This window comes from Hugenholtzia roseola DSM 9546 (assembly GCF_000422585.1).
Classification (GTDB): domain Bacteria; phylum Bacteroidota; class Bacteroidia; order Cytophagales; family Bernardetiaceae; genus Hugenholtzia; species Hugenholtzia roseola.
Genome location: NZ_AUGI01000054.1, coordinates 26,092 through 52,618 on the forward strand (window position 1 = coordinate 26,092; position 26,527 = coordinate 52,618).

At 39.6% G+C, this 26,527-nt stretch carries 23 protein-coding genes; 8 read left to right on the forward strand and 15 right to left on the reverse strand.

The features are described from left to right. The first annotated feature begins 4 nt into the window (after nucleotides 1-4). Nucleotides 5-3,853 carry an N-6 DNA methylase gene (locus G500_RS0106470; protein ID WP_051203337.1) on the forward strand — a complete coding sequence of 1,283 codons (3,849 nt, stop codon included), beginning with the start codon at nucleotides 5-7 and terminating at the stop codon, nucleotides 3,851-3,853. Between the two features lie 50 nt (nucleotides 3,854-3,903). Here the strand turns inward: G500_RS0106470 and murD are convergent, their stop codons facing one another. Continuing rightward, nucleotides 3,904-5,295: a UDP-N-acetylmuramoyl-L-alanine--D-glutamate ligase gene (murD, locus tag G500_RS0106475; RefSeq protein ID WP_027001988.1), complete on the reverse strand. Its 1,392-nt coding sequence runs from the start codon at nucleotides 5,293-5,295 to the stop codon at nucleotides 3,904-3,906. 594 nt (nucleotides 5,296-5,889) lie between these two features. Between murD and G500_RS0106485 the strand changes: the two genes are divergently transcribed. From G500_RS0106485 to G500_RS0106505, 4 genes are all read left to right on the forward strand, one after another. After that, entirely contained in the window at nucleotides 5,890-6,927 is a 1,038-nt protein-coding gene (locus G500_RS0106485; RefSeq protein ID WP_154657050.1) for a YbbR-like domain-containing protein, read from the forward strand. An 82-nt stretch (nucleotides 6,928-7,009) separates the two neighbouring features. Continuing rightward, on the forward strand, nucleotides 7,010-7,564 hold the full coding sequence (locus G500_RS0106490; RefSeq protein ID WP_027001990.1) for a cob(I)yrinic acid a,c-diamide adenosyltransferase: 555 nt from the start codon (nucleotides 7,010-7,012) through the stop codon (nucleotides 7,562-7,564). A gap of 221 nt (nucleotides 7,565-7,785) precedes the next feature. Next, a complete protein-coding gene (locus G500_RS22585) occupies nucleotides 7,786-8,598 on the forward strand; it encodes a formylglycine-generating enzyme family protein (RefSeq protein ID WP_051203338.1) in 813 nt (270 codons plus the stop codon). A 73-nt stretch (nucleotides 8,599-8,671) separates the two neighbouring features. Continuing rightward, nucleotides 8,672-9,637, forward strand: coding sequence for a toxin-antitoxin system YwqK family antitoxin (locus G500_RS0106505; RefSeq protein ID WP_154657051.1), 966 nt, complete (start codon nucleotides 8,672-8,674; stop codon nucleotides 9,635-9,637). A 311-nt stretch (nucleotides 9,638-9,948) separates the two neighbouring features. Here the strand turns inward: G500_RS0106505 and G500_RS0106515 are convergent, their stop codons facing one another. The 3 genes from G500_RS0106515 to G500_RS0106525 form a co-directional block, all read right to left on the reverse strand. After that, nucleotides 9,949-10,593 (reverse strand): putative polyvalent protein kinase domain-containing protein, encoded by a 645-nt coding sequence (locus G500_RS0106515; protein ID WP_035756482.1) that lies wholly within the window; start codon nucleotides 10,591-10,593, stop codon nucleotides 9,949-9,951. A gap of 124 nt (nucleotides 10,594-10,717) precedes the next feature. After that, a complete protein-coding gene (locus tag G500_RS0106520) occupies nucleotides 10,718-11,038 on the reverse strand; it encodes a tetratricopeptide repeat protein (RefSeq protein WP_027001993.1) in 321 nt (106 codons plus the stop codon). Between the two features lie 13 nt (nucleotides 11,039-11,051). Further along, on the reverse strand, nucleotides 11,052-12,107 hold the full coding sequence (locus tag G500_RS0106525; protein WP_161626093.1) for a THUMP domain-containing class I SAM-dependent methyltransferase: 1,056 nt from the start codon (nucleotides 12,105-12,107) through the stop codon (nucleotides 11,052-11,054). 418 nt (nucleotides 12,108-12,525) lie between these two features. On the opposite strand from G500_RS0106525, the gene G500_RS0106540 reads away from it, so the two are divergent. Next, entirely contained in the window at nucleotides 12,526-13,062 is a 537-nt protein-coding gene (locus G500_RS0106540) for a hypothetical protein (RefSeq protein ID WP_027001995.1), read from the forward strand. A gap of 89 nt (nucleotides 13,063-13,151) precedes the next feature. On the opposite strand, the gene G500_RS0106545 is transcribed toward G500_RS0106540, so the two are convergent. Beyond that, nucleotides 13,152-14,186 (reverse strand): aldo/keto reductase, encoded by a 1,035-nt coding sequence (locus G500_RS0106545; RefSeq protein WP_027001996.1) that lies wholly within the window; start codon nucleotides 14,184-14,186, stop codon nucleotides 13,152-13,154. A gap of 216 nt (nucleotides 14,187-14,402) precedes the next feature. Here G500_RS0106545 and G500_RS0106550 point away from each other — a divergent pair, with 216 nt between their 5' ends. Continuing rightward, entirely contained in the window at nucleotides 14,403-16,613 is a 2,211-nt protein-coding gene (locus G500_RS0106550; protein WP_027001997.1) for a BatA domain-containing protein, read from the forward strand. A 14-nt stretch (nucleotides 16,614-16,627) separates the two neighbouring features. Here G500_RS0106550 and G500_RS0106555 read toward each other — a convergent pair whose 3' ends face one another. From G500_RS0106555 to G500_RS22590, 5 genes are all read right to left on the reverse strand, one after another. After that, complete coding sequence (locus G500_RS0106555; RefSeq protein WP_027001998.1) at nucleotides 16,628-17,275, reverse strand: ribonuclease HII; 648 nt, start codon at nucleotides 17,273-17,275, stop codon at nucleotides 16,628-16,630. A 155-nt stretch (nucleotides 17,276-17,430) separates the two neighbouring features. Next, nucleotides 17,431-17,970: a hypothetical protein gene (locus G500_RS0106560; RefSeq protein ID WP_027001999.1), complete on the reverse strand. Its 540-nt coding sequence runs from the start codon at nucleotides 17,968-17,970 to the stop codon at nucleotides 17,431-17,433. A gap of 80 nt (nucleotides 17,971-18,050) precedes the next feature. Continuing rightward, entirely contained in the window at nucleotides 18,051-19,016 is a 966-nt protein-coding gene (locus G500_RS0106565) for a metal ABC transporter solute-binding protein, Zn/Mn family (RefSeq protein ID WP_035756484.1), read from the reverse strand. Between the two features lie 26 nt (nucleotides 19,017-19,042). Continuing rightward, on the reverse strand, nucleotides 19,043-19,525 hold the full coding sequence (locus G500_RS0106570) for a hypothetical protein (protein WP_027002001.1): 483 nt from the start codon (nucleotides 19,523-19,525) through the stop codon (nucleotides 19,043-19,045). A gap of 48 nt (nucleotides 19,526-19,573) precedes the next feature. Then, complete coding sequence (locus tag G500_RS22590; RefSeq protein WP_035756486.1) at nucleotides 19,574-20,035, reverse strand: hypothetical protein; 462 nt, start codon at nucleotides 20,033-20,035, stop codon at nucleotides 19,574-19,576. Between the two features lie 235 nt (nucleotides 20,036-20,270). Here G500_RS22590 and G500_RS24870 point away from each other — a divergent pair, with 235 nt between their 5' ends. Next, a complete protein-coding gene (locus G500_RS24870) occupies nucleotides 20,271-21,137 on the forward strand; it encodes a ParB N-terminal domain-containing protein (protein ID WP_027002002.1) in 867 nt (288 codons plus the stop codon). A 70-nt stretch (nucleotides 21,138-21,207) separates the two neighbouring features. Here G500_RS24870 and G500_RS0106590 read toward each other — a convergent pair whose 3' ends face one another. The 5 genes from G500_RS0106590 to G500_RS0106610 form a co-directional block, all read right to left on the reverse strand. Further along, on the reverse strand, nucleotides 21,208-22,653 hold the full coding sequence (locus G500_RS0106590) for a choice-of-anchor Q domain-containing protein (RefSeq protein WP_027002003.1): 1,446 nt from the start codon (nucleotides 22,651-22,653) through the stop codon (nucleotides 21,208-21,210). Further along, the gene (locus G500_RS0106595; RefSeq protein WP_035756505.1) at nucleotides 22,643-23,455 is read right to left on the reverse strand and encodes a LytR/AlgR family response regulator transcription factor; all 813 of its coding nucleotides are present in this window, start codon (nucleotides 23,453-23,455) and stop codon (nucleotides 22,643-22,645) included. The genes G500_RS0106590 and G500_RS0106595 overlap by 11 nt, the downstream gene beginning before the upstream one ends. Nucleotides 23,456-23,575: 120 nt before the next feature. Then, a complete protein-coding gene (locus G500_RS0106600; protein ID WP_245574468.1) occupies nucleotides 23,576-24,790 on the reverse strand; it encodes a sensor histidine kinase in 1,215 nt (404 codons plus the stop codon). 96 nt (nucleotides 24,791-24,886) lie between these two features. After that, nucleotides 24,887-25,585, reverse strand: a complete 699-nt coding sequence (locus tag G500_RS0106605; protein ID WP_027002006.1) for a response regulator transcription factor — start codon at nucleotides 25,583-25,585, stop codon at nucleotides 24,887-24,889. A 267-nt stretch (nucleotides 25,586-25,852) separates the two neighbouring features. Further along, nucleotides 25,853-26,383, reverse strand: coding sequence for a transposase (locus tag G500_RS0106610; protein WP_027002007.1), 531 nt, complete (start codon nucleotides 26,381-26,383; stop codon nucleotides 25,853-25,855). Nucleotides 26,384-26,527 lie beyond the last annotated feature (144 nt).

Consider the following 26,527-nt stretch of genomic DNA (forward strand, 5'->3'; position numbering starts at 1 on the left):
AATTTTGCTCTCGAGGCAAGAGGCTGCCCAAACGGTCTATGCCCCTACAATCTATTTATTCCCGAATATAACCAATATGATAACCGAACAAAATTTCAAGCCGCTCCTGACCTTACTTGGTTTTGAAGAAAATAAGAACATTTTTATCAAAAAATTTGCGGGTTCTGATGTGTTTCTCAAAGTCGATTTTTCAAAAAAAGAACTCATTTATCCTGAATTTTTGGGAATGATTATCAACGAAAGGCAGACTTGTAATTTTTCCTCTGCCGAAAATTTTGTCGTCTTTGAGTGTGTGCATAGGCTATTAGAAAAAGGTTATTTGCCCCAACACATCGAACTCGAACCCAAATGGAAACTTGGGCATGGTGCAAGCGGAGGGCGTGCCGATATTTTGGTCAAAAATCAAGAAGGAAAACCCTTGCTACTGATAGAGTGCAAAACGGCAGGAAACGAATTTAATAAGGCATGGAAATATATGCTGCAAGACGGCGGACAGCTCTTTACGTATGCCCAACAAATTCCTGATACCGAATTTTTGTGCCTTTATGCTTCGGACTTTGATGAAAAAACAGATGAAATAAGCCTTTCACACTACATTATTTCACATAAAGACAACCCCAAAATTTTAGAGGAAAACAAAGATTTACTTTCTTTTGAAAAGGCAAAAGACCTCAAACAACGTTTTAAGGTGTGGAAAGAAACTTATCAATTAGAAAAAACAACCAAAGGAATTTTTGAGGACAACATTCCTGCCTACCAAATTGGGAAAAACAAGTACACGATTGAAGATTTGCAAAACGTAACTGAAAAAGACGTTTCTACCAAAGAAGAAGGCAAATATCATAAGTTTAGAACCATTTTACGAAAACACAACGTTTCGGGGCGTGAAAATGCCTTTGATGTGCTTGTTAATCTTTTTTTGTGCAAAATTGTAGATGAAACCCAAAACCCACAGGAACTCAAATTTTATTGGAAAGGCATTGCTTACGATAATTATTTCGATTTTATAGACCGTTTGCAGGGGCTTTACAAGTATGGCATGGAAAAATACTTGGGCGAAGAAATTACCTATATCAGCAACGACGAAATTGAAAGTGCTTTTTGGGCGATAAAGCAAAAAAGGAACGCTACCAAAAAGCAAATCAAAGATTATTTTAGGCAGCTCAAATTTTTTACGAACAACGATTTTGCTTTTATAGATGTCTATAATAAAAAACTTTTCGATAAAAATATCCGAATTTTGATAGAAATTGCCGAACTCTGGCAAGATTTACGACTCAAAACCACAACACAAAATCAATTCTTGGGCGATATGTTTGAATATTTCCTCGACAATGGTATCAAACAATCCGAAGGACAATTTTTTACGCCTATTCCCATCACAAGGTTTATTTGTATGGCTCTGCCGCTGGAAGAGGTCGTAGAAAAGCACCCCGAAATGCCCAAAGCCATTGATTACGCTTGTGGTTCGGGACACTTTCTAACCGAAATAGCGGCACAAACCAAGCCTTTTATCGAAAAATACAAAGAAACAGAGCCAAGCAATTTTTATAGAAATATTTTTGGAATAGAAAAAGAAAGCCGCCTTTCCAAAGTAGCCAAAATTTCGGCGTATATGTACGGACAAGGCGAAATCAATGTTTTTGCCCATGATGCCTTAGACGAACTGCCCCAAATCAAGGAACAAAGTTTTGATATTTTGGTCGCTAATCCGCCTTTTGCAGTAGAAGACTTTTTGGAAACCCTGCCCGAAGAACAACGCGAAAAGTATAGCCTTTTGCAGACCGTTTCCGATTTGGGAAACAAAAATATTCAGTGTTTCTTTTTGGAGCGTGCCAAACAACTGCTTGCCCCCAAAGGCGTAGCGGGGATTATTGTCCCAAGTTCGGTGCTTTCCAATTCCGACCAAACGCATGTCGCTACTCGTGAAATCTTGTTGAAATACTTTGATTTTGTAAGTATTGTAGAGCTGGGTAGTAATACTTTTAGCAAAACAGGCACCAATACGGTAGTTTTATTTTTGCGTAGGAAAGCACAAAAACCCGAACAAGCAGAGCAGTTTGAAAATAGGGTTTTAGATTTTTTTGAGAATTGGGAAGACGAACTCAAAACAGGCGGAGGAGCGTATTTGGATATTGATATAGTCAAATATTATTGCAAACATATAGAAGTACCTTTTGAAACCTATCAACTTATTCTGACGGAAAAATTGGATAAATCGCTTTGGGAATATGATATTTTCAAAGAGTACAAAGCCGATTTTGAGAAAAGTACCGAAGTGCTAAATCTGAAAAAGAAAAATAGCTTTAAAAAACTTTCTCCGAAAGAACAACAAACCGAACTCGACAAAAAACTTTTAGAAAAAATCAGACAAATAGAACAAGATAAATTGTACTATTTTATGCTTGCCTATCACAATCCGCAAAAGGTTTTGATTGTCAAAAGTCCCACAGACAACAAAGAACAAAAACAGTTCTTGGGCTATGAATGGTCGAATGCAAAAGGAAGCGAAGGGCTAAAATACAACACTGATGCCACAGGAACGCACCAAACGCCACTTTTCAACCCAAAAGACCGAAACGACCCAAACAAAATAAGCCATTGGATTGCGCAAAACTTTTTGGATACCGAAAAAAACTATCAGGTTTCTGAAAACCTTATGACTTGGGTAAGCTACGCCAAACTCACCGACCTTTTAGACTTTTCAAGAAAAGATTTTAACAAAGCCTTTTCGCTTACGCTTAAGAAAAAAATTGATATAGAAAGTAAGTGGGATTTGGTAAGAATTGAAAATATTTTACAAAAGATAGAAGGAAGTATTGCAAAAGTACCCGATAATGAAATCAAAGAAATTGGAAAATACCCTGTTGTTACACAAGAAAAAGACAAAGTTATTTCGGGATATACAGATGTTGAAAATCCGATTACAGACTTGCCTTTGACTGTTTTTGGCGACCATAGTTGTACTTTCAAGTATATTGATTTTCCTTTTTTGCGTGGTGCAGACGGAACACAATTATTAAAAGTTGATACCAAACAATTTATTCCTAAGTGCTTTTTTTATCTTGTTCAATTAGTGGAAATTGCGAACTCGGATAAGTACGAAAGACATTTCAAATATTTACAAACGGCAAAAATCCCCCTTCCTCCTCTATCCGTTCAAGAAAAAATCGTGTTGGAATGTGAGGCAATAGACCAAGCCACCGAAGCCGCTAAAAATGAAGTGGAAAAGGCGAAGGGGGAGATTGAAAATTTGGTTTTAGAAACTTTCGGAAAATATCCCGAAAAGAAAATTTCAGAAATTGCTTTTATCAATCCTTCAAAATCAGAAATTAAGAATGTTGATGAAAATATTTTAGTTTCTTTTATTGAAATGGCTTCTGTAAGTGATGAGGGTTTTATTGCAAATAAAATAGATAAACCTTTAAAGGATTTGAAAAAAGGAAGTTACACATATTTTGCTGAAAATGACATCATTATTGCCAAAATTACACCTTGTATGGAAAACGGCAAATGTGCCTTAGCAAAAGGTTTAACAAATGGTTTGGCTATGGGAAGTTCTGAATTTCACGTTTTTAGAGTAAAAAAAAATATCAACAATCAGTTTCTTTTTGCTTTTTTAAATAGAGAATTGGTAAGGAAAGAAGCAGAACAAAATTTTACAGGTTCAAGCGGACACAGACGAGTTCCTGCCTCTTTTTATGAAAATTACAAAATCCCCGTTCCGCCCTTAGAAATTCAAGCGCAATTAGTTTCCGAAATTGAGATTTTGGAAAGTCAAATCGCTAAAAATGAGGGAATTATCCAAAATTCGGCGGCGGAAAAGCAGGCGGTTTTGAAAAAATATTTGTAGTAAAAAAGTCAAAAAAACCTATAAGGTCTTCAAGACCTTATAGGTTTGAATTATATACCTAAACGATTGACGTATTTTTTAAACTGCTCGCCTCTATCTTCGTAGTTTTTAAAAAGGTCGAAACTTGCACAGGCAGGGGAAAGCAAGACCATTTCCCCCGCCTTCGCCTGCTTATGTGCCACTCGGACGGCTTCTTCCATAGAAAAAGTTTGAAAGAGGGTTTTGTCTGGAAAGTTTTTTTCCATAAAAGTTACAATTTTTGTATTGTCTTTTCCCAAACAAATCACTAAGCGGACATATTTTTCTATCAAATCAGAAATCAAATTGTAATCATTGCCTTTATCTACCCCTCCCACTATCCAAACTAAGTTTTTTTCGAAGGCAGGTAGCGCGTAAAAGACCGAATCTACGTTGGTCGCCTTCGAGTCATTGACATAGGTAACGCCTTCCAAGTGGCGCACCACTTCCAAACGGTGAGGCGCATTGACAAAAGTTGCCAATCCTTCGGCTATCGCTTGGGGTGGAATTTCCAAAAGCTGCGCAATCGTGGCAGCAATAGACATATTTAGCTGATTGTGCAAGCCTTTGAGAGGCAAATCAGCCAATGGCAGGTCGAGGATAGGTTGTTGTGGTGTCGCAATTCTTATTTTATCTTGCAAAGAAAGAAACTGTTTTCTATTTTCTACCACTTTTATCGGCAGGATTTGCGGATTGATGGCTGTTTGCGCTATTTTCTGTTTTATTTTTTGGTCTAAAAATTCACATTCCGCATCATAGACAAAATAATCTTCTGCGGTTTGGTTTTCGAAAATACGCAATTTTGAAGCCGCATACAAATCCATGTCGTAAAGATAGCGGTCTAAATGGTCGGGGGTGATGTTGGTAATGACGGCGATATGGGGTTTGAAGTCGGCAATGTCATCGAGTTGGAAGCTACTCACTTCTAAGACATAGTAATCGTATTCTTTTTCCTCGTTTTTTTCTTGTTCGGATTCTAAAAAAACTTCTTTTGCAAAACTATTTCCTACATTTCCTGCCAAAGCCACGCGCAAGCCTGCGGTTTTGAGTAGATGGTGCGTAAGGAGCGTCGTTGTGGTCTTGCCATTTGTGCCTGTAATGGCGATAATTTTGGCATTGGTAAAGCGGCTTGCAAATTCTATTTCGGAAATAATGGGTATTTGGGCAGTGCGCAATTTCTGTATAATCGGCACTTTTTCGGGAATACCGGGGCTTTTAATGACTTCATCGGCGGCTAAGATATTTTCTTCCGAGTGTCCGCCTTCTTCGAACAAAATGCCATAGTCGAGCAGCACCTTTCGATATTGCGCCTTAATTTCGCCCCCTTCGGAAAGCAAGACTTGATAGCCTTTCTGTTTGGCAAGCAAAGCTGCACCTACGCCACTTTCGCCGCCCCCTAAAACGATAATATTTTTAGCTTTCATACGATAATAGATAGAATTTATGAATAAGTCTTGTGGCATAGACTGTGGTCTGTGCAAATAAAATTTGGCTTTTGCCTACTTTTCACCTTTGGCAGAGGCTCTGCCGCTTTGTTGCTTCAAATGTAAAGAGAAGAAAACGAAAATCCAAAGGCTTTTTTGAATAACTTTTCAACAGTGGCGGCAAAAAGGGCGTTATTACAACGATAAAAGCCTTAAATGCACCCCACCCCAAACCCCAGTAATGTTAAGTTCTGTAAAAAAAACTTGTTTTTTCAAATTTGACACGAAATAAAATTTGGACTGACCCCTATTTTTGGGTCTGAAAGCCCTTTATTATTTCAATCTCACTGCGGACAAGGCATGCCTTGTCCCTACATTTGCACCTGATTTTTAGAATTTAACATCACTGCCCCAAAGGGAGGGGCTTTGATAGGGTATCATTTTTTTTTTGCATAAATGCAAAAAAATGATTTGGTTTTCGAACCCTCCCCTATGGGGGGAGGGCAGGGTGGGGGTTCAGGGCGAAAGTAGGACTTTTCAAATTATTCACAAAGGTTATTGAAGATATGGCGCAAAAATTCTATCTTTGTCGTGATGACTTCAAACACAAGCTCGAATCCGAAGCCCCAGCGAAAGAAACCCTCGCGGCGGCGATTTTTTTGGAAACTCCTGACCCTTATTGCGCGGCAGTTCAAAGGTTGGGATTGGACGTTGCTCACGATTTGCGTCATCATCGCGACCCTTATCTGGACATTCAACGCCCTAAACAAAAGCAACTACGTTACGCTCATCAATTTCCCCCTGCACATCAAACATGAACGCCAAGATGTCGTCGCCTTAGAGCCGCCCCCTAATTCTATCCCGATAGAAATTAGTGGCACAGGTTGGCAGTTGCTTCAAAAAGTGTTGAAATTGGGCAATAGTTCTATCAACATCAATATTTCTGACCCTACCAAAATTTCACACATCACCGCCAAAGCCCTGCTTCCCGAACTCAACATTTTGCTCAAAGACATCAAAATTCGACAAATTCAGAAGGATACCATCTTTTTCAAATACGACACCTTAGAAGAAAAACACGTCTGGGTTTTGCTTGATACACAAAAATTGAAATTGGCGCAAGACTACAAACTGCAAAGTCAGCCGCAGGTTTCGCCGCCCAAAATCAAGCTCAAAGGGGCAGCCTCGATTTTGAAGACCCTAAGCGATACGCTTTGGGTAGAATGGGAGGAAGAAAATATAGATGAAAACATCAAAGACTTTGTTTCGCTGCCTGCCCTGCCTGCCTTTGTGGAAAGCGGTATCAAGCAGGTAGAAATAGATTTGAAAGTAGATAAGCATTTTTTGCAAAGCCATACGCTGCCTTTGGAAGTGGAAAATTTCCCCTATTTGAACAAGGAGGGCAAAAATACCTCTTCTTTGGTCTTGCAGGATAGTTTGATATTGCTCACCTATTGGCTTTCTTATGAGCAACAAGGCTTACAAATTCCCGATTCGCTTATCAAACCCTTTGTAGATTGGCAGACGCTAAATCGCAAAGATTCTACGCTCAAAGTGCAGCTCAAATTGCCGCCTTATTGCAAATATGCCAAACTTTCGCCCGCTTATGTACGCATAAGAAAACGGCAATAAGGGCGCAAAAAATAGCAACAAAGAAATAACAAAAAACAACAATAAAAACAAAAAATCAGACCTAACCCACCAGACCTAAATCATGAAAATTTACACCAAAACAGGCGATAAAGGCACTACCGCCTTAGTAAGCGGCAGGCGCGTCGCTAAAAATCATATCCGCATCGAGGCTTATGGTACGGTAGATGAACTAAATTCGTACATAGGGCTATTGCGCGACCAAGCCGTTTGTTCGCCCTATAAAAGCATACTTTTGGAGATACAAGACCGCCTCTTTACTATCGGTTCGCTTTTGGCTGCCGACCCAGAACGCCCTACTGCCGTTGCCCTGCCTGCGCTTGTAGAAAGTGATATTTTGTACCTCGAAGATGCCATCGACGAATTAGATTCTGCCCTGCCCCCGATGCGCAATTTTGTCCTACCGGGTGGTCATCAGAGTGTATCCTTTGCCCACATAGCGCGAACCGTTTGCAGGCGAGCCGAGCGCAGGGTCATAGATTTGGAAGAAGCAGAGCAGAATGTTAGCTCTCTTATTGTGCAGTACCTCAATCGCCTTTCCGACTATCTTTTTATGCTTTCGCGCAAATTGGCACAAGATACCGAAGCGATAGAAACGGCTTGGAAGCCGCGCCTTTAAAAGTTGGCAGATGTAAGTTTTAAAGCCTTTGGGTATAAAGAAATTGCTTCAAACGGGGGTTTTTCCTATCTTTGCGAAAAAGAGCGAAAAAAAAGAACGCCCTGCTTTGATTTGAAAAGCATGGACTCTTATTTGCTATATTCGGTATAATTCGTTTTTTGCAAAGATAAGCACCCTACTTATCGCGCTTTTTATATCACGATTGCTTTTTTCCTACCGATATGAAACATAGATTTTTCTTTTTTGCATCAAAACTTACAAGGCTTGCTTTTTTATCGAAAAAAGGGCATACGCAGCCTTATTTATCTTACGCATTTGCCGCTTGGCTCTGTGCTTTTTTATCTGTTCCTACCCTTTTAGTGGGACAAGATACTACCTCGATGGTCTTTGTAAAAGGAGGCATTTTCGACATGGGAAGCACCAAATACCCCAACGAAATGCCTATCCATACCGTTACCCTTGATGATTTTTGGATAGATAAGTACGAGGTCAGTGTGGCAGAATATCGCAGCTTTTGTGAAGCCACAGGCAGAGCCATGCCCGAAAGAGAGCCAGCTTGGGGTTGGAAAGACGACTACCCTATGGTAAATGTTTCTTGGAAAGATGCAGAGGCATACGCCTTACATGTGGGCAAACGCCTGCCTACCGAAGCCGAATGGGAGTATGCTGCACGTGGGGGCGCAAAGAGTGCCAATTATCTCTATGCAGGTGCGCCTTATCCGCAACTTGTTGGGTGGTTTGATAGCAATTCTGCTAATACCGCACAGCCACGCGGACTAAAAAAGCCCAACGAACTCGGCATTTACGACATGAGCGGCAATGTATGGGAATGGTGTCAAGATTTTTATGGTAGCTATACGCCTGAAAATCAGACCAATCCGCAGGGCGCGAAAACGGGCATCAACCGCGTTATCAGAGGAGGCAGTTGGTTTGGCAATGCAGCCAACTTGCGTACCGCCAATCGCTACTATTCGCCCGAAGGTTTCGGTTCGAGCCTCATAGGGTTTCGCTTGGTAAAAGATGTTGAAAAATAAAGGCAAGGCAGGGGCAAGGCAATTTCTTGTCCCTATTTTGTGTAAAGTTTGGTTTAAAAAAATAATGAATTTCATGATGAACAAAATGCAGCTCTCTACTTTTGTGCTTTCTCTTGCCTTTTTTTCTACGGCTTCTTTTTCTATGCTTTTGGCGCAAGAAAAAAAGGAAAATGAGGTGCAGCTCACCACAGACACCAAACCTGTTATTTTATTGGGCAAAGACAAAAATCGCCGTCAGATTCCTATTGTAGGAGGCTTACAAAATCAGCTCGACAACCTTAAAAATGGCACTTCACAGCAGCAGGAAAGTCAGCCCAGCGACGCAATGGTTTCTTTTAGTTTGAATAAAAAATCAAACAAAAACAAAAAAAATAAAGAGGCGAAGAATTTTTATGCAGGCTTGCACACCAAAAAGTTTTTTAGAAAATACCAAAAAGGGCGAAAAGAAATTACCGAAACGTTTTACTACCTTAAAGAAGCGAATAACATTCCGCAGCACGTAGAAAATTATTTTTACTATGATGTCAAGAAAGGCAAAATAGATAGCGACTATCAGCTTCCTGCCAATGCCGAAGAAAGGCTTATCCTGCACGGACTTTATGAGCGCAAAGAAAACGGCACGACGGTAGAAAAAGGCTATTATTATCTTTCTACCAAAGATGGCAAATGGGAAAACTACCACAATAGCGGCGTTCTGACCCAGCAGCAAAATTATTATAGAGGACATCCTGCCGAATCGTATTTTATTTATTACGATAAATCGCACAAACAACTTAAAGAAATCGTGCCGATTGTCAATGGCGTGCCACATGGCTACTCTATTTCTTTCTACCCCAGCGGCGCAGTAGAAACGGTAGGGCGGTATCAGCAAGGCGATAAAGTAGGCAGGTGGCTAACTTATTACGACTGCAAAAAGAAAGACCAAAAAGGGGTGCGCAAAGAAGAGTGGCAACACGCCAAAGAGCCTTTTGAGAGCAATTTCAAGCCCTACTTATTGCGCACTTGGGACGAAAAAGGGCGCGTTACGTCAGGAAAATAACGCAATCTTGATAAAAAAACTTTCGTCTGTGTCGCCGTTTTTGGACGTTGCTACAACGATAAAAGCCATAAATGCACCCCACACCAAACCCCTCCCCCAAAGGGAGGGGCTTTGATAGGGTATCATTTTTTTTGCATAAATGCAAAAAAAATGATTTGGTTTTCGAACCCTCCCCTATGAGGGGAGGGCAGGGTGAGGGTTCAGTACGAAATAAATTAGACCCAGATTAGCCCATTAGACAAATAAGGGCAATTAAGTTGTGTTTTGTAGGTAAAAGTCTTTGAAAATAAGTAATATAAGCTGTACAAACTTTATTTCCAAAATATTTCAGATTTAACATAAAAAACAGTATCTATAAAATAAAGCATGTCGTTTGCAGTTAACACATTCTCGTCGTGTAAGTCTTCTAAAATAATACCCAAATAGGGGTGATAATAGTCGCAATTTCGTGTATTTACAAATCCATTATTTAATAAAAAGTCTTTTACTTGATGTAAATCTGTTGGTGTTGTAGCCACTATATAATTTTGCTCAACTACGGCATATAGTAAATTATCAGGAGTTTTGTAGAAGCCTAATAATTCATAAGAGGTATCAGGAAAAAAATAGTTATTAAGCAATAGGCTATAAAAATAGTCTAACCAATAAGCATAATAAATAGAGTCGTTTAACTTTAAAACTTTGTTAGATTGTTGTATAAAAACTTTTTGCTCTGCTCCTTCCGATAAAAATAAGTCAAAATCAATATTACAATTCCATAAATGATTTTGATTGATATATTCTATCAATCTCTCTGTTTCTTCTGCTTTGTTCGGCTCATCTCTTTGAGCCATTGAACTTGTTGGCGTGCTTGTTCTAAGGTAATTGGCGACTGCTTGGATAGGTTTTCCATAGCTAACTTCGCTCTTTCCGAGAAGGATATTTTGCAATTCATAGTGAAGAAGTTTAGTGTCCATACAAATTTAGTGTTTTTTACAAACTTTCGTTTGTGTCGCCGTTTTTGGGCGTTGCTACAACGATAAAAGCCTTAAATGCACCCCACCCCAAACCCCTCCCCCAAAGGGAGGGGCTTTGATTTTGTTACAAAAATTCCATTTCAAAACTTTCATACGCCGCCTTTAATTCGCGCAAAGCAAAGGCATCTTGTTTTGTTTGTGCAATTTCTATGCCTTTTAGATAGACCGCTTGGGCAGTTTTTATTTCGCCCAAAGCGGAAAAAAAAGCCGCCGCCTGATAATAAGTAGGCAGGTAATCCGCCTTTTGCGTTAGTAGCCATTCAAATTCTTTTCGGGCGGCTTGGGTCTGTTTTTCCTTGACGTATTCGAGCGCAAGTCCGTAGTGCAGGAAGGCATCTTGTGGCTCCTTTTCCAAAAAAGACAGTAATTGTGCAATGCGATTCATTTTTTTATACTTTTTATATTTTTTCTAATACAAAAATATGCAAAAGCAAGCCGCCACTTTCAGTAATAAGCTCCTGACTAATTTTATAGAGGCGCAGGCGGAATAGCGTTTCGCGCATAATGGCAGCTCGCATGGTCAGGACGACAATTTTACCCTTGTCTTTCAAAATGTCGTGCGCCGAAGTTAGGAAACGGTCGTAAAGTCCGCGCATTTGGCTTTCTTTTCCCGAAACTACGCCATAAGGCAAATTCGAGACAATGCTATCAATTTGGTTTGGCGCAAAATATTGGTTCAATTCTTTGGCATCACCTTCTATAATTTCAATCGGAAAATTATTTGCCTGCATATTTTCTCGCGCCTTTTGTGCAAAATCGGCAATCAATTCACAACCTAAAAAGGTAATGTCGTAGCCCAATTTTTGGTTAAAGGCATCATAACCTTCCATTAAAATTGTGCCGCCGCCGCAGGTTGCATCTAAAATCGTCTGTCCCTTTTGTGGCTCTGCCAAAGAAAGTAGTAAATAAGCCAAACTATGTTTGAGGGCTGCTCTATGATGAAAGGCGCGTTGCAGGTGCGGACGCAAGGCAAGGTCGGTGCGGTTGTGTTGAATCCCGACAAAAACATCTTTGCCTATCAAATCGGCTCTAAGGTTAATGTCATAACCTTCTAAATCTACACTTTTTTGGTATTTTCTAATCCAGACTCCGCCTGCCCATCTTTGCATTTCTACGGAAGTAAAATCATGATTGCCATACCTTTCACAGGTAGCACGAAAAGAACTAACTTGTTGCATTTCAGGCACTTCTACACTTTCTAAGGCTGCAACAAAGGCTTCCAAAGTTGGGGTTTCTAATTTAAAAATGCCCTTCAATTCTATCAAACTGTGAATACTGCGCAAAGCCAAGAGCAGCGTTAGGGGTGCATCTGTTTCAAAATAAAGGCGTTGTTGCCAATTTTGAAAACGCCCCAATTTTTGTATTTGGAAAGCATTTTTTTCAATAGCGGTTTGTATTTCTGCCATAGCAAAAGACTCTACGGCGTAATCGGTTGTGGCTAAAAATTTGCGCATGCGGTATTTTTTGAGAAGAAAACGAAAAAACAAAGGCTTACAAATCATACTTTCTAAGCCCTACAAAGATAGAGAAAGATAGGTAAAGCAAAGATAGGTAAAGTTTGAAAAAAAGCCTTCTTTTGTAGGGACAAGGCACTGCCTTGTCCGCTGTGAGATTGAAATAAAAAAGGATTTTCAGACCAAAAAGAGAGTTTTTCAAAAAGTGTAACATTACGAATTAGTTACGGGCGAAGCTGGAGCTTCGCGCTATAAAAATTATTGAAAGGCGTTATCCAAAAAAAAATTAGAAAAAAAGCGCAAAAAAAGAAAAGCCACATAGGGGTAGGAGCAAGAAAGCACGTCTTGACTATGAAAAGACTTCAAAAAGGCTTGTACTTTTTTTTATCATTCCTCAATCTTAATCTTTCTCAATCTTATGAAAAAAACAAATTGGATTTTTGCCCTCATGTTTGCTTTTGTTCTTTCATTTTCGCTCACTTCTTGCGACGATTTATTCGATTGCGAAGATGACGACTACAAAGAATGTAAAGACGACCGAAATTGTGGCGACAGTAATGACGGCTGTAATGATGATAACAACAGTTGCGACGACAACGACGATAAAAATTATCGCGTCCGCTATTTCCACAACACAACCCCACAGACAAACGATAAAGGTGCGCCTTTCAAAATTTTAGGCTATGAAAAAAGAGGCGACGATTTGCGCGTCAGGGTACAATATGCAGGTGGCTGCGGCGACCACGATTTCGAGGTTTTCTGGGACGGTGAAGTGCGTCGTGGCAATCCTCAAACGTCTTTGATTGTATTGCACCGTTCTAATGATGCCTGCGAAGCCCTTATCGAGCGCACGATAGAAATTGATTTGGAAGAGGCTTTCCGTCGCGACGACCCTCGTTATAGTGTAGAAGTAGTCAATGGCAATACCGCAGAGCGTTTCTTTACAAAAGAATAGTTTTTGGCTAAAAAATATTTTTTATTGCAAAAAAACTAACAGTCTTTAAAAACTGTTAGTTTTTTTGTTTTTATCTAAATCAGTTATTTTTAGAAATTTCGCCTCTGACGCTTCAAAGTTTCTTTAAAATCGCCGAAGATAACATCTTGCACTCCCGGAGTTTCTAAAAATTTATGAGGGAAGCCCAAGTCTATTTGGCTTGCTTGATGCAAGTCGTTCATCAAATCAGCAGGAATTTCCACTGAAAGACAACCCATAGCATCTTCGAGCTGTGCTGCCGACCTTGCGCCTAAGATAGGAAATACCGTTTCGCCTTGCTGACGAAGCCAAGCTAAGGCTACCTGTGCCGAAGTTGCGCCCAATTTTTGCGCCACCTCACTGACCTTTTTGGCAATTTCAATGTTGTGCGGCGTGTATTTGACGCTTTTTTCGGAAAGTCTGCCCTGCCCCTGCATGCCTGCATTGTACTTTCCCGTCAATAATCCCGCTCCCAAAGGCGACCAAGGGGTTACGGCTAATCCAAAATGCTTTGCCATCGGAATCAAGTCGCGCTCTACGGTGCGTTCAATCAGACTCCACTCTATCTGCAAGGCAGAAAATTTCGTCCAGCCACGCCCCTCAGCTAAGGTATTCGCCTTTGCCACTACCCAAGCAGGCGTATCCGAAATGCCAATGTAATGCACTTTTCCCGACCTAACGACATCATCAAGCCCGCGCATCACTTCCTCGATGGGGGTTGTAAAGTCCCACATGTGTACCCAAAGAAGGTCTAAATAATCGGTTTGCAAGCGTTTGAGGGTATGGTCTAAGGAGCGCATCAAATTTTTGCGATGATTGCCCATGGCATTGACATCATCGCGCTTGTCGTAAAGGGTATATTTGGAGGCAATGACATAGCGGTCGCGGTCGGCTTTGATAAATTCGCCCAAAAAACGCTCACTTGTGCCTTCGGTGTAGCGATTTGCGGTATCGAAGAAATTACCACCTGCTTCTACAAATTTTTCGAACATTTTTTGGCTCTCTGCCTTGTCTGCACCCGTATTCCAGTCTGTTCCAAAGGTCATCGTACCCAAACAGAGTTCGGAAACGCGCAGACCTGTATTGCCTAAGAGTTTGTAAATCATAAAGTTAGTTCTCAAAAAAAGGGTTAGGATAATTTTTTGCAAAGGGACAATCGCACAAAAGGCGGTCTTATCCTCTAAAAATAAGAAAAAAAGACAAAGGTTTGAAAAAGTTTGCCAAAGGTGAGGCAAAGTTTGTCCTTCGCACCCGAAACCCAGTATGATTTTCAAGGGCTTTTGCAATTTGCCAAAAAGTTGTTATTTTTGTAGGCTTTCCGTTTGAAAAACCAATACCAACGCGAAACGCATCTGCAAAAGCGTCAAATCTCTCTGCTTTCCTACCCTCATTCTCAACTTGAAGCTATGATTTTCACCAACCCCGCCTTTTTATGGGCTTTGTTATTGGCTCTAATTCCTATTATTATCCATTTTTTCAACTTTCAAAGACCTAAAAAAGTCTTTTTCAGCCAAGTACAATTTTTAAAAGAAGCAACCCAAACGGCAACTTCGCGCAATCGCCTCAAACACCTTTTGGTCTTGACTGCACGCACGCTTTTTATAGTTGCGTTGGTGCTTGCCTTTGCCCAGCCTATCCTGCCTAAAAACGAACAGACCCAAGAAAATCTTTATAGCAATTTGGTTAGTTTGTATATAGATAATTCTTTTAGCTTAGAAAATGAAATTGATAACAAAAGAAATTTAGATATTGCCTTAGCTTATGCCAATCAGATTGCCGAACTTTTCCCTGCCCAAACGCGCTTCCAACTTTTAGACAATAGTTTGCAGGGCAGCCGTTTTGATTTTTATGAAGCCGAAAAATTGAAAGAAAAGGTGAGTGTATTAGACTTTTCACCCACCCAAACCGACCTTTCTACGCTTGCCGCTCGCCAAAAGCAGGCTCTTTTGCAAGAAGCCGCAGGCAAAAAGGCGCGAATTTTCTGGATTTCAGACTTTCAAAAAAGCCAACACCAAAGTCTTGATAAGGTAGAAAGTTGGATAAATCATTTAGATACGGGTTCGCAATATTTTGTTTTGCCCCTTACGCCCACTGAAAATAAAAACGTTTTTATAGACTCCATTTGGCTCGAAACGCCTTTTGTACAGATGGGACAGAACAATGTCCTTTGGGTTCGTTTGCGAAATACCTCCGCACAAGCACTTGAAAAACAGAACCTTACGCTTTTCATAGACGGCAAACAGAGTGCCTCCGCCCAAATTGATATTTTGCCCGAAGCTACCGCAGACCTTTCTTTGTCTTTCCTGCCCGAAAAAAATGGCGCATTGGCAGGCAAAATTAGTATAGAAGATTATCCTATTACTTTTGATAATGATTATCATTTTGTCTTAGAAATTGCGCCTTTGGTGAAAGTGGTAGCCCTGACCGACGAAAAAAATGTAGCCGCAAATCCCAATAGCTTATCTTCCTATTTTGAAAAGGTATATCAAGATGTGCCTCTTTTTTCCTTTCAAAATATGAACCAAGAACTTATAGACTACGAAGTATTACAAAAAGCGGACTTGCTAATTTTGGCAGGCATCTCAAAAATTGATGTGGCTTTAAATAACCTTTTACTTGATTTTTTAAATAAAGGCGGAAGTGTTGCCTTTTTCCCTGCTCCACAAATAGAGTTGGAAAGTTACAACCGCGCCTTTGGGCTAAATTTAGAGCGGCTGCCTACCACTACCGCTAATGCCGAAACGCTACCTTCTCTTTGGGTAGGATTGGAGACGCCTAATCCGAAATTACCTTTTTTTCAAGGCGTATTTGAAAAAGTATCGGCAGATATGAGCTTGCCACAGGCTGCGCCTGCCTACAAATGGCGAAATGCAGGTACAGATTTACTTAAATTTCGCAACGGACTTCCTTTTCTTTCTCAATTCAACCGACAAAATGGGGGGACTATTTTTTCCTTTGCAGCTCCGCTCGAAAATAGTTTCAGCAATTTAGGCAAACATGCCCTTTTCGTACCTGTCATGTTTCGCATGGCACTCACGAGCAAAAACAAAACAAATCGTTTGGCTTACTCATTTTCAGATACTTATGCCGAATTAGCCTTAGATAGCTTGAAAAAAGAAGATATTTTTCGCCTTAAAAGTGCAAGCGATAAAAGCCTACAAATCATTCCTGCACAAAGGCTTGTCGGGCAAAAACTTTGGCTTGAAGTCCCTAAAATGGGGCTGCCTGCGGGCGTTTATTGGGTAGAAAACAACAAGGATTCTACTCAACAAGACACTGACAACCGCAAGAAAGCAGCCATTGCCTTTAATTATAGTAAAAATGAATCCGAAACAAGTTATTATACAGTAGAAGAACTTAAAGCAATTTTTGAGCCTTATCCCTTCATCAAAGTTTTAGAAAATGCAGCCGTTGAAAGTTTTGCAGCCGATTATCGAAAAGAAAATGAAGCGTTCCCACTTTGGCGATATTTTATTTATGCAGCTTTGTTTTTATTGCTGGTAGAAACTTTCTTAATTCGCTTTTGGAAATAGTAAAATTTCAAAGTTTAAAATAAAAGATTTTTTTTGTTAAGTAAATTAAAACTTTTCCGATGTAAGTCTGTAATGCCATAGCATTGAATTGCCTTTCTGTGCGCCGCAGTAGGATAGCCCACATTCGTTTCCCAACCGTAATGTGGGTATTTTTCTGCAAAAATTTGCATCTGGGAATCTCTATAATTTTTAGCCAAAATAGAAGCGGCTGCAATCGAAAAATAATGTGCATCTCCCTTTACTACACAAAGATGAGGCAAATTTTGGTATGACTTAAATCTATTTCCATCTATTAAAAGTAAATCTATATTTTTTGTTTCAAACTTATATTTTATTTTTAACTCATTTTCTAATTTTTCAATTGCCCTGTGCATGGCTAAAAATGAGGCTTGTAAAATATTAAGCGCGTCTATTTCGGCGGCTGTCGCCTCCCCAATGCCAAAGGCAAGTGCTTCTTTTCGTATCCAAGTATCGAGTTGTACCCTTTCGGGAGCAGGAATTTTTTTAGAATCGCGCACCGCTGCCGCCTCTTTGTGTTGCTCATACGCAAAATCTGGCGCAAAAAGCACCGCCGCCGCCACTACCGAACCCGCCAAACAGCCGCGCCCTACTTCATCTACGCCAACTTCGTATTTTCCTTGTTCGTAAAAAAATTGCAGCATATTATAGAATAATTTGTATAGTAGTTGATGTATTCTGATTTATTTTCAAAATCATAAAGAAAACATGTTTTAAAATCAAAAAATATTCTACAAAGTAGAGTTAAAAGCAAAGTAAAAATGTATAGACTTGACCTCACTTTTAACCCTCTTATTTCTTAGAAAGTATGTTTTTTTACCGTCAATTTTAAAACACTTTGAAAACGAAGCGAATCGCCTTTTGCTGCCATCGCCTCCCATTCAGAGCGTTTGAGGGTGTATTCGCCGATAAGGTCATCTTCATTGTAGAGCGAACCTGTTTTTACGCCCAATTTTTTGTCGTGGTCGTAAAATTTAAAGGTTAAATTAGGGTCTTGATATTGGCTTGGTATAAAAGGTTCTTTGGGAACTTCAAAAGTAGTTTGAAAAACATCTTTTATCGGTTCGCTTTGAAAACACAATTCGCTACCTGCCCAAACTTGATAGTAAATATCAGGCTTGTGGTCGTAGGAAAACATATTGACGGGATCCCAATTTTTAGCATCTTTGGGCTTCTGCTCCACCACAATAAGGTGCGGCAAAACGCCCAAAATCGTCTTGCCTTCTGGCACTTTGGGGGCAAAACACTGTTCGCAGGTAAGCACCAATAGAAGCGCGAATGTAGCAGCAAGGCGCGTTGTGGCTTTTGAAAAAGGATTTTTTTGAGAAATGCGTTTCATAGTTTGAAAAAAGTTTGAAAAAGAATAAGAGTAAAGTAGAAAAGACTAAGCAATAAATATTATGTAAGAAGTTTTAATTCCTACTGCAAGGCTGTTGCGATTGTTTCGGCATTGCTTTCCATCATACCAAGATAAGTGCCTGATTTTGAGGATTTTTCTCCCATAGCATCAGCATAAAGCACACCCCCTAATGCTAAGTTATGTCCAGTTTTTTTACAACCTTCTATAATACTTTTTACATCTTTATCTGATATAGAACTTTCTACAAAAATTGCTTTTATTTTTCGCTTAGAAATTTCGCTTACTAAGCGGTTAATGTCTGCCAAGCCTGCCTCCGAAGCCGTAGAAATTCCCATAATGGGCATCACTTCCAAATCATAGGTTTTGCCAAAATAGAAAAATGCGTCGTGCGAGGTTATCAAAACCCTTTGTTCTTTTGGAATTTTATTAAAAGTAGCCACTATTTTTTGATGACTATTTTCTATGGCAGTTAGGTATTTTTTGCCATTTTCTCGATATAAAGTTGCTTTTTCTGGATTCCAAAGGCTTAAATCTTCGATGAGTTTCTTCAGGCAGACTTGCCAAAGAGGGAGCGACATCCATACATGGGGGTCATAAGTAGCCTCGCCTACTTGCCGTAAAACTGTTGTCCCATTCCCTTTTGTATCTAAAAGACTTTCCGCCACTGCTAAGACTTGCTTTTCAGATTTCAATTTTTCTAAGGTTTCAGACATTTTTCCTTCCAAATGTAAGCCATTATAGACAATTAAATCCGAACTTGAAAGCAAGGCTATGTCGCCTGTTGTAGCCTTGTATAGATGTGGGTCTATGCCTGCGCCCATCAAAGTCTGCACCTTAGCCGTATTTCCTACGATATTTTCCACTGCATCAGCAATCATGCCTGTGGTGCAAACGATACTAAGTTCTTGATTTTGAGGCACTTGCTTTTTTTCTTCTTGGGTAGAATTGGTTTGTTCTACACAGGCGAAGGCTACAAAAAAAGAAGCTAAAAAGAGCCAATATTTCAACTTGTTTTTACAAAACATAAGGATATGATTTTGAGTTTATAGATTTAGAAATTCCATTGTGCTTCACTTCTAAAATGTGCCAATTCTTGCTGCGAAAGCGATAAAATGCGATTGAGATGGCGCAAATTTGGCGGCAAAAGCGAAAAACAAAGCAAGGTAATTAGACTTAAAACACCAAAACTTCCTTTCTGGAATTGCCAAAAAAGCAGCCCCGATAAAATACTGACCACCGAAATTACAATCCAAAGCAAGGTTACATTTTTTGCAAAAGATTTTATTTTTAGTAAAAAATCATCTATTTTTCTGTATTTTTTGAAGCCTTGATAGTATTTTATTCCTACCCAAAAAAGTGGTATTAGCAGCAAGATGGTAATGCAGATTTCGAGAAAGATGTTCATTTCAAAATTTGGAAAAAAAATCAAATCTTTTCTACCAAAAGCAAAGAGAAGCGGAATAAGCGGCGTACCTAAGGCAGCCCCATAAATCTGTTTTAAGACCTCAAAATAGCGTTGTGGGTTTTGATACATATTATTATTTTTTATGATTTTAAAAATTTAAAATATTTGATATTTAGTCTATCTAATTTCTTGTGCCTCTTCCAAAATATAAATCAGACGATTTGCATCTTTGCGATTTAGCTTTAATTTTCCTTTTACTTTAATCGTTTCTTTATCCAAGCGAATTGGTTTATTTACATATACTTCCATCACCGTTTCTATGCCTGCCTGCCCACAAAAAAAGCAAGACGCAAAAGGATAAGCGGAAATGACAAAATATTTTTCGCCAATTTCAAGGGGAACGATATAACCTTCTATCACAACTTCCTGATTTTCATACGCTTCCACACTTTTTTCGAAAATGGGACGCGAAACTTTATATCCCAACGTATTATCCAATTCCGAGCGAAAACTCACCTTTGCCAAAGCCTTCCAAGTAAGCGGTAGGGGCGGCGTATTGCCCAAAATAGGGGCAGCAAGTCCGAGTAAAAAGATTAGAAAAGGAATTAAAATAAAAAGATTGTGAGATTTGTTTTTCATGTTTTTAGGTCTTGTTTTAGAGCCAGAAAAAGACGTTTGTATTTTTTTGCTTCTTTTGATAGCAAATTTTGATACCAAAAGGAGCAAAGGCGCAAAAAAAGCACTTTTTTGAAGCCTTACAAGGGTTGGCAGTTGTCGTTTCTGCAAAAATACACTATTTTAGCATAAGGATTGCAAAAGTGGGCGATAAAGATATTGCCTACTCTACATTTTTCTACTTTTGATACCCAAAAAAATGAGTAAAAAATTTAGCTTCACCGACATTACGGCAAAAGCCAAGCAGCAACAGCAGCGCGATAAAGACTTTATTAAAGATAATATTGTCATTTTCCAAGAATTAGAAACGCTCATTCCGCCTTTGGAAGTAGAGGAACGCAAGCAGTTGGAGCAAAATATTTTAGAAGAAGGCTGTCGCGACCCGCTTGTCTTGTGGGAAAATGAAGGGAAGTATGTCGTCATTGATGGACATAATCGTTTTGATATTTGCAAAAAAAATAGCAAAAAATTAGTAGAAAAGTTTGGATACGATTTTCGTTTTGTTATCAAAGAGTTTGAAAATATCGAGTCGGTCAAAGACTGGATGGTAGATAATCAATTAGGCAAGCGCAATCTTTCAAACGAATGGAAATCCTACCTGCGTGGGCGGCAATATCAAGACGAAAAAAATGCGCAAGGAGGCGATAGAAAAAAAGCCGATATTTCCGATACGGCGCAAAGACTGGCAGAGCAGCACAAGGTTTCGAAAAATACCATCAAACGTGATGCCCAATTTGCGGAAGCCCTGCAAACTTTTACAGGAAATAATGCAAATTTAAAACAAAAAATTCTGAATAGAAACATACGTATTCCCAAAAGCACCATCTTGGAAGCTGCCGAAAAACTATCGGAATCTGAACTCGAAAAGGTGCGGATACAGTTAGAAAAAGGCACGCCTTGGGAGCGAATTGCAATTTTTGAGCAGGAAAAAGCAACAGACGACCCCGCCCTTACACGCCTACGACAGCAAATTTTGGAAAGTGTAGATACGGCAATTTATAAAAAAGATGCTTCAATTTTAGAAGAAGCAAAGGGCTATTTAGACGATTTAAGGCGTATTCTCTGATAGTAGTTTTCTATAAAGCACTCATTTTTTATACCTAATAGTTTTCAAAACTATTAGGTATATTTATTACTTATTCGTCTGCCTCTCTTTCTAACGCGCCTATATCGGGGTTGGAAGGGCGCGGTTTGCCCAAAAAGTCGGTGAAGATAAAATCGAGCGGCAAAGCCTTATTGAGAGCAGGACTTAGTGAATCGAGGGCAAAATCTTGTGCGGCAGGATTGATAAATTTAGGGTCTTGGTTAAATAGATTGTTAAAATTTTCTGTATTTTCAAAGGTAGTATTTTCCTTTGTTTTAAATAGATTGTTTTGAGATTGAATTAAAAAATCTGCATTGGGTTGTGTATAGAAAATAAATTCTTCTGGTAAATTTCCCCAAAAAATATTATTTTTCAAATCTACTTTAAAATTTTCTACGAGGCGTTGCAAATTGTTGTCGCTATCTACAAACTCTATAAAGTTGCTAAATTCGATAGAGGGGGCATCTCTAAAAAAAGTAAAACTATAATTTGCAAAAGTATTGTGGTATAATTTGTAATTTCCACCTGCACTTAGCGAAAGGGTGCGATTGAGGCAATTATTGACCACCGTATTTTGTATCTGCACATCAGAACTAAGACAATAAATTCCTATTTCTGCCATGTTTTCTACCAAAGCATTTTCAATTTTTAAGTCAATGTTTTCATCTGCATCAGGAGTAGCAAAACGAATCCCGTAAATGGCATTTCTAATTTGTGTATAACGAAGGTGATTTCCGCTGCTTTTATCGCCAAAAATTAGCCCTAACCACTGCCCTGCTGCATTTTGAAAGCTGCCATCTTGTCTTAAAGAAGTGAAAATGATAGGATTTTCGGCACTGCCAAAAGTTTGCAAGCTGCCTGCCACAAGCAAACCTTTGCCATTGAAGGCATATATTTTTGTGTTGGGTTCGATTTCCAGCGTGCAGCCTTCGGGTACAAGCACGTCGCCTAATAGCACATAGGGGCGAAAAGAGTTCCAGCGAATGAGTCCATTTTGACAGGCTAAAACACTGTCTTTGAGGAAGTTAGCCTGCTGCCCCCAAGCGGTTATGGGTACAAATTGGGTATTTAGTTCTGTCGCAATCTCTAATTTGGCTTCTACCAAAAAAGGCAAATCTTGGTCTTGTGGGTTTAGGGTTACTTTTGCAAAAATGAGAATACTATCTTTGCCACGAACGACAATATCCGAAATTTGATTGCTTTCTCTGCCATTGATAATCAGCTCGAAACGCTCGGCAGCATCTTGATTGAGGCTTATTTTTTTTATTCTAACTGCCTTATTTTCAGGATTATAGATGGCTAATCGGCGTGTGGTGCTGCCCAAAGTTGTGAAAAGGGTATCAAAAGTAAGGGTGTCGGCAGAAAAACGCAAGGTTACGGCTTCTCCTTCTAAAAGGATTTCGTCTTGCGGTTGGCAATTTGAGAAAAGCACAAAAAACAAGCATAGACTCGAAAAAGCCAAACTTAGTTTTTGATAGTTATTTTTTTTATTCAGCATAATATTTCAAAAATTCGTCTTTTTTGTCTTTTCCTACGCTCACATGATTGCCATTTTCCATTACAAGATAGCCACCATCTTTTTTGACGTACTGCCTAACGGCATCGAGATTGACGAGATAAGAACGGTGAATCCGCAGAAAATTTTTGTGTGGCGCAAGGATATTCTCAAAAAATTTGATGTTCTTGCTAATAACAAGTTCAGGTTTTTGTTTTAAAAAAACAGTAGTATAAGAACCTTCGGCGTGAAGGTAGATAATTTCGCTATTTTCTACAAAGAGCAACCCTTCGGCTACGGGCAAGGCAATTTTATTGGAATCATTTTCTTTTCTTATCTGACTTTGTAATATTTCAAGTCTTTCTTGTAATTTTTTTTCAAAAATCGGCTCAACCTCTGCATTTTGGGCAAGCAAGGTAGTGTCAGACTTTTTAGGGGATAATCTTTTTCGTACCTTTTCGAGGCTTTTTTCTACGGCTTCTATTTCTATTGGTTTTAATAAATAATCAATAGCCGAAACTTCGAAGGCTTTAAGCGCGAAATTATTATAGGCAGTAGCGAAAATAATTTCAAAATTTACTTCTTCGGGTGAAAAGAAATCTAAAATTTGCAGACCCGAATATTTGGGCATCTCTATATCTAAAAAAACAACCTGCGGCTCTTTTTCGCGAATCAGGCGAATGGCTTGGGGTAAATCCTGCGCCTCCCCTACAATTTCAACTTCAAGTTCGGGACTTGAAAGGATATGTCGCATCATCAGACGCGCCTGTGCTTCATCATCGACAATTAAAACTTTGAGCAACATATTAGAATAAAAAAAAGATTTTTCGAGCCAAAACAAATAGACCCCAAAAGTACGAAAAGCCCTATAAGATAGCAAAAAAATGGGAACGTTGGGCAAAAAAAGATATAAAAAAGGAAAAAACTATTCGTCTTCGCCCACTTCCAAGACTACATTTTCAGCTTTGGCAAGTTTGAAGGAAAAAGTTGTGCCTTCGCCGATAACGCTCTTGACATTGATGCGTGAGCCATGCCGCTCTAAGATATGTTTGACAATGGCAAGCCCCAAACCTGTGCCACCTTCCTGTCGGGAGCGGCTTTTTTCTACCCTATAAAATCGCTCGAAGATGCGTTTTAAATGTTCGGGCGCAATGCCTTGTCCGTTGTCTTTTACCGATATTTTGATATATTTTTTAGTTCTTTTAAAACCTACAATGACCGTTCCTTTTTCATTTCCATATTTAATGGCATTTACGATAAGATTTATCAATACTTGTTTAATCCTATGTCGGTCGGCATAGACTTGATAGCCTTCTGCATCTAAGGTATTTTCGAGTAGCAAACGCACCTGCTTTTTTTGCGCCTTTGGTTCTAATTCTTCAAAAATATCTTGCGTCAGATTGGCTATATCAAAAAAACTGCACTTCATTTTAATATCGCCCGACTCTATTTGCGAAAGCGTGAGCAAATCCTCGACCAACAAACTTAGCGACTCTATGCTTTTAGCCGCCTTTTTGAGAAAGGTATAGCGCACATTTTCGTCTTCTACTGCACCATCTAAAAGGGTCAGGATAAAGCCTTGTGAAGCAAAAATAGGCGTTTTAAGTTCGTGCGAAACGTCGGCGATAAACTCACGTCGGAAGGCTTCGAGGCGTTTGAGGTCTTCAATTTCGCGCTGTTTCTGCCCTGCGTACTCCATAATTTCCTGATTGAAGCGGCGCAAAGGGTTGGCAGAGCGTTTGTAGTCTAATTCTTCGTCGGGGGTAGGATTTGAAATAAAATCCTTTTTTTTAATCTTTGATAGTTTTTGGTATAAATTGTTTATTTCTTTAAAAATCAAAAATTCGAGGGTTACATAAGAGAGCAAAAAAGTAGAAGCAAAAGAGATAAAACCCGAAACCCAAACGCCCAAGGGCGGACTATCTATCAGGGCGACAAATGTGCCTGTGGTTGTCCCTACGGCAAGTGCCAATAGAAAAGCAACCGCTTTTGAGCTAACCAAAGCCGTTTTGAGGCTCGCTACCCAAGCGGGTTTTTCTTCTTTTTTAGGGTCTTTAAAGACCGAAAGCACGAAGTTGGGGTCATTTTTAGTACCCTCTTTGAGGCTTTCTATTACGCTTTCTTTATTATTTTCTTTCAAATTTTTTATCTTTTATATGAAAAGCCATTTTCGGCGACACAGACAAAGAAGCAGTTTGAAACCCTAAGCCTTTTGAAAAGGCTTAGGGTTTTGGGCTTATTCCTCGTCGGGCAGGACAAATTTATAGCCTACCCCTTTGACGGTGCGAATGTAGTCGTCGCCAATTTTTTCGCGTATCCTACGGATATGCACATCTACGGTACGCGCCAAGACATAGACATCTTGTCCCCAGATGTGTTTGAGAATGTCCTCGCGGCTATACACTTTGTTCGGATTTTGTGCCAAAAAATAAATTAGCTCAAATTCCTTTTTGGGTAGTGCAATTAGCTCACTGTTTTTTTCTAAGGTATAGCTCGACTTATCAATTTTGAGGTCGGCAATTTCCACCAAATCGTGCGCCGATTGGTTGCTTTTTTTGAGTTCGCGGCGAAAGAGGGCATTGATACGACTCATTAGGGCGCGAGGCTTAATGGGTTTGGTCAGATAATCGTCTGCCCCTACTTCAAAGGCGGCAATTTCCGAATATTCTTCCGAGCGAGCGGTCAGGAAGATGATGTACGCATTGGCAAGGTCGGTTTGGGTGCGAAGTTGGCGGCAGGTTTCTACTCCATCTAATTTGGGCATCATAATATCCAAAAGAATGACATCGGGTAGAAATTGGGGCGCAAGACGCAACGCCATTTCGCCGTCAGAGGCGGTCTGCACGTCGTACCCTTCGCGCTCTAAATTGTATTTGAGCATTTCTAAAATATCAGGTTCGTCATCTACGACCAACACTTTTTGCTTGGCTGTCATATCAGGAAGATTATTCAGAGAGTATCGTTAGGAGGTAATTACAAAACGCCTACGCGCCTTGCGAGCTTTGCGCAAAGATAACACTTTTTAGTAGAGCGAAGGTGAATAAAACGATACACTTCTTTTAAGAGAAGGTTACGGATAAGGCAGTGCGCTATCCTTTTGTAGGGACAACGCACCGCGTTGTCCGAACTATGTGCGAACAAACCCACATTTTCTTTCAATCCTGCTCACAGCGGACAAGGCATTGCCTTGTCCCTACAAAATTTAACCCTTCTTTGGAAAAAACATATCGGTATGCCAATTTTCTACGTTTGTTTCAATATATTTTGAAATATAGTCATAACTTTTTTCATCTCTGATAATGTTGTCGTAAAATCTTGGTTGCCATTGAAAACCATCACACGCACCCAAGCGATTGACATGGCGCGTTACTGCTGATTTATATGAGCCAATAATGGAAGATACCGTATTTTTACCCTGATTTTGGAAACGACCCTGTGCCAGATTGTCATTTGTTTCAGTTTGGTCAGTAGAAGGATTTAAAACCAAAATACCGTGAATGTGGTTGGGCATCACTACAAAAGAACCTAAATCCACGTTCTTTGCATGATAGGGAATTTGATGCCAAAGAAGGTCTGCTATAATACCTGTTTTTGAAAGTATCATTTGTTTATCGATTATTTCTCCAAAGAATGTTTCAAACTGCAATGTGCATATCGTAATAAAATAAGCACCAGCAGAACTATAATCCCACCAATCAGCACGAGGAGATTTACGTTTTCTAAAACTATTCATTTTGTTTTTTCAAATGATATAATAATTATTTTTGTAGGGACAACGCACCGCGTTGTCCGAACTATGTGCGAACAAACCCGCAACGTTTTTCAATCCTACTGACGGCGGACAAGGCAATGCCTTGTCCCTACACGTGTGTATTTT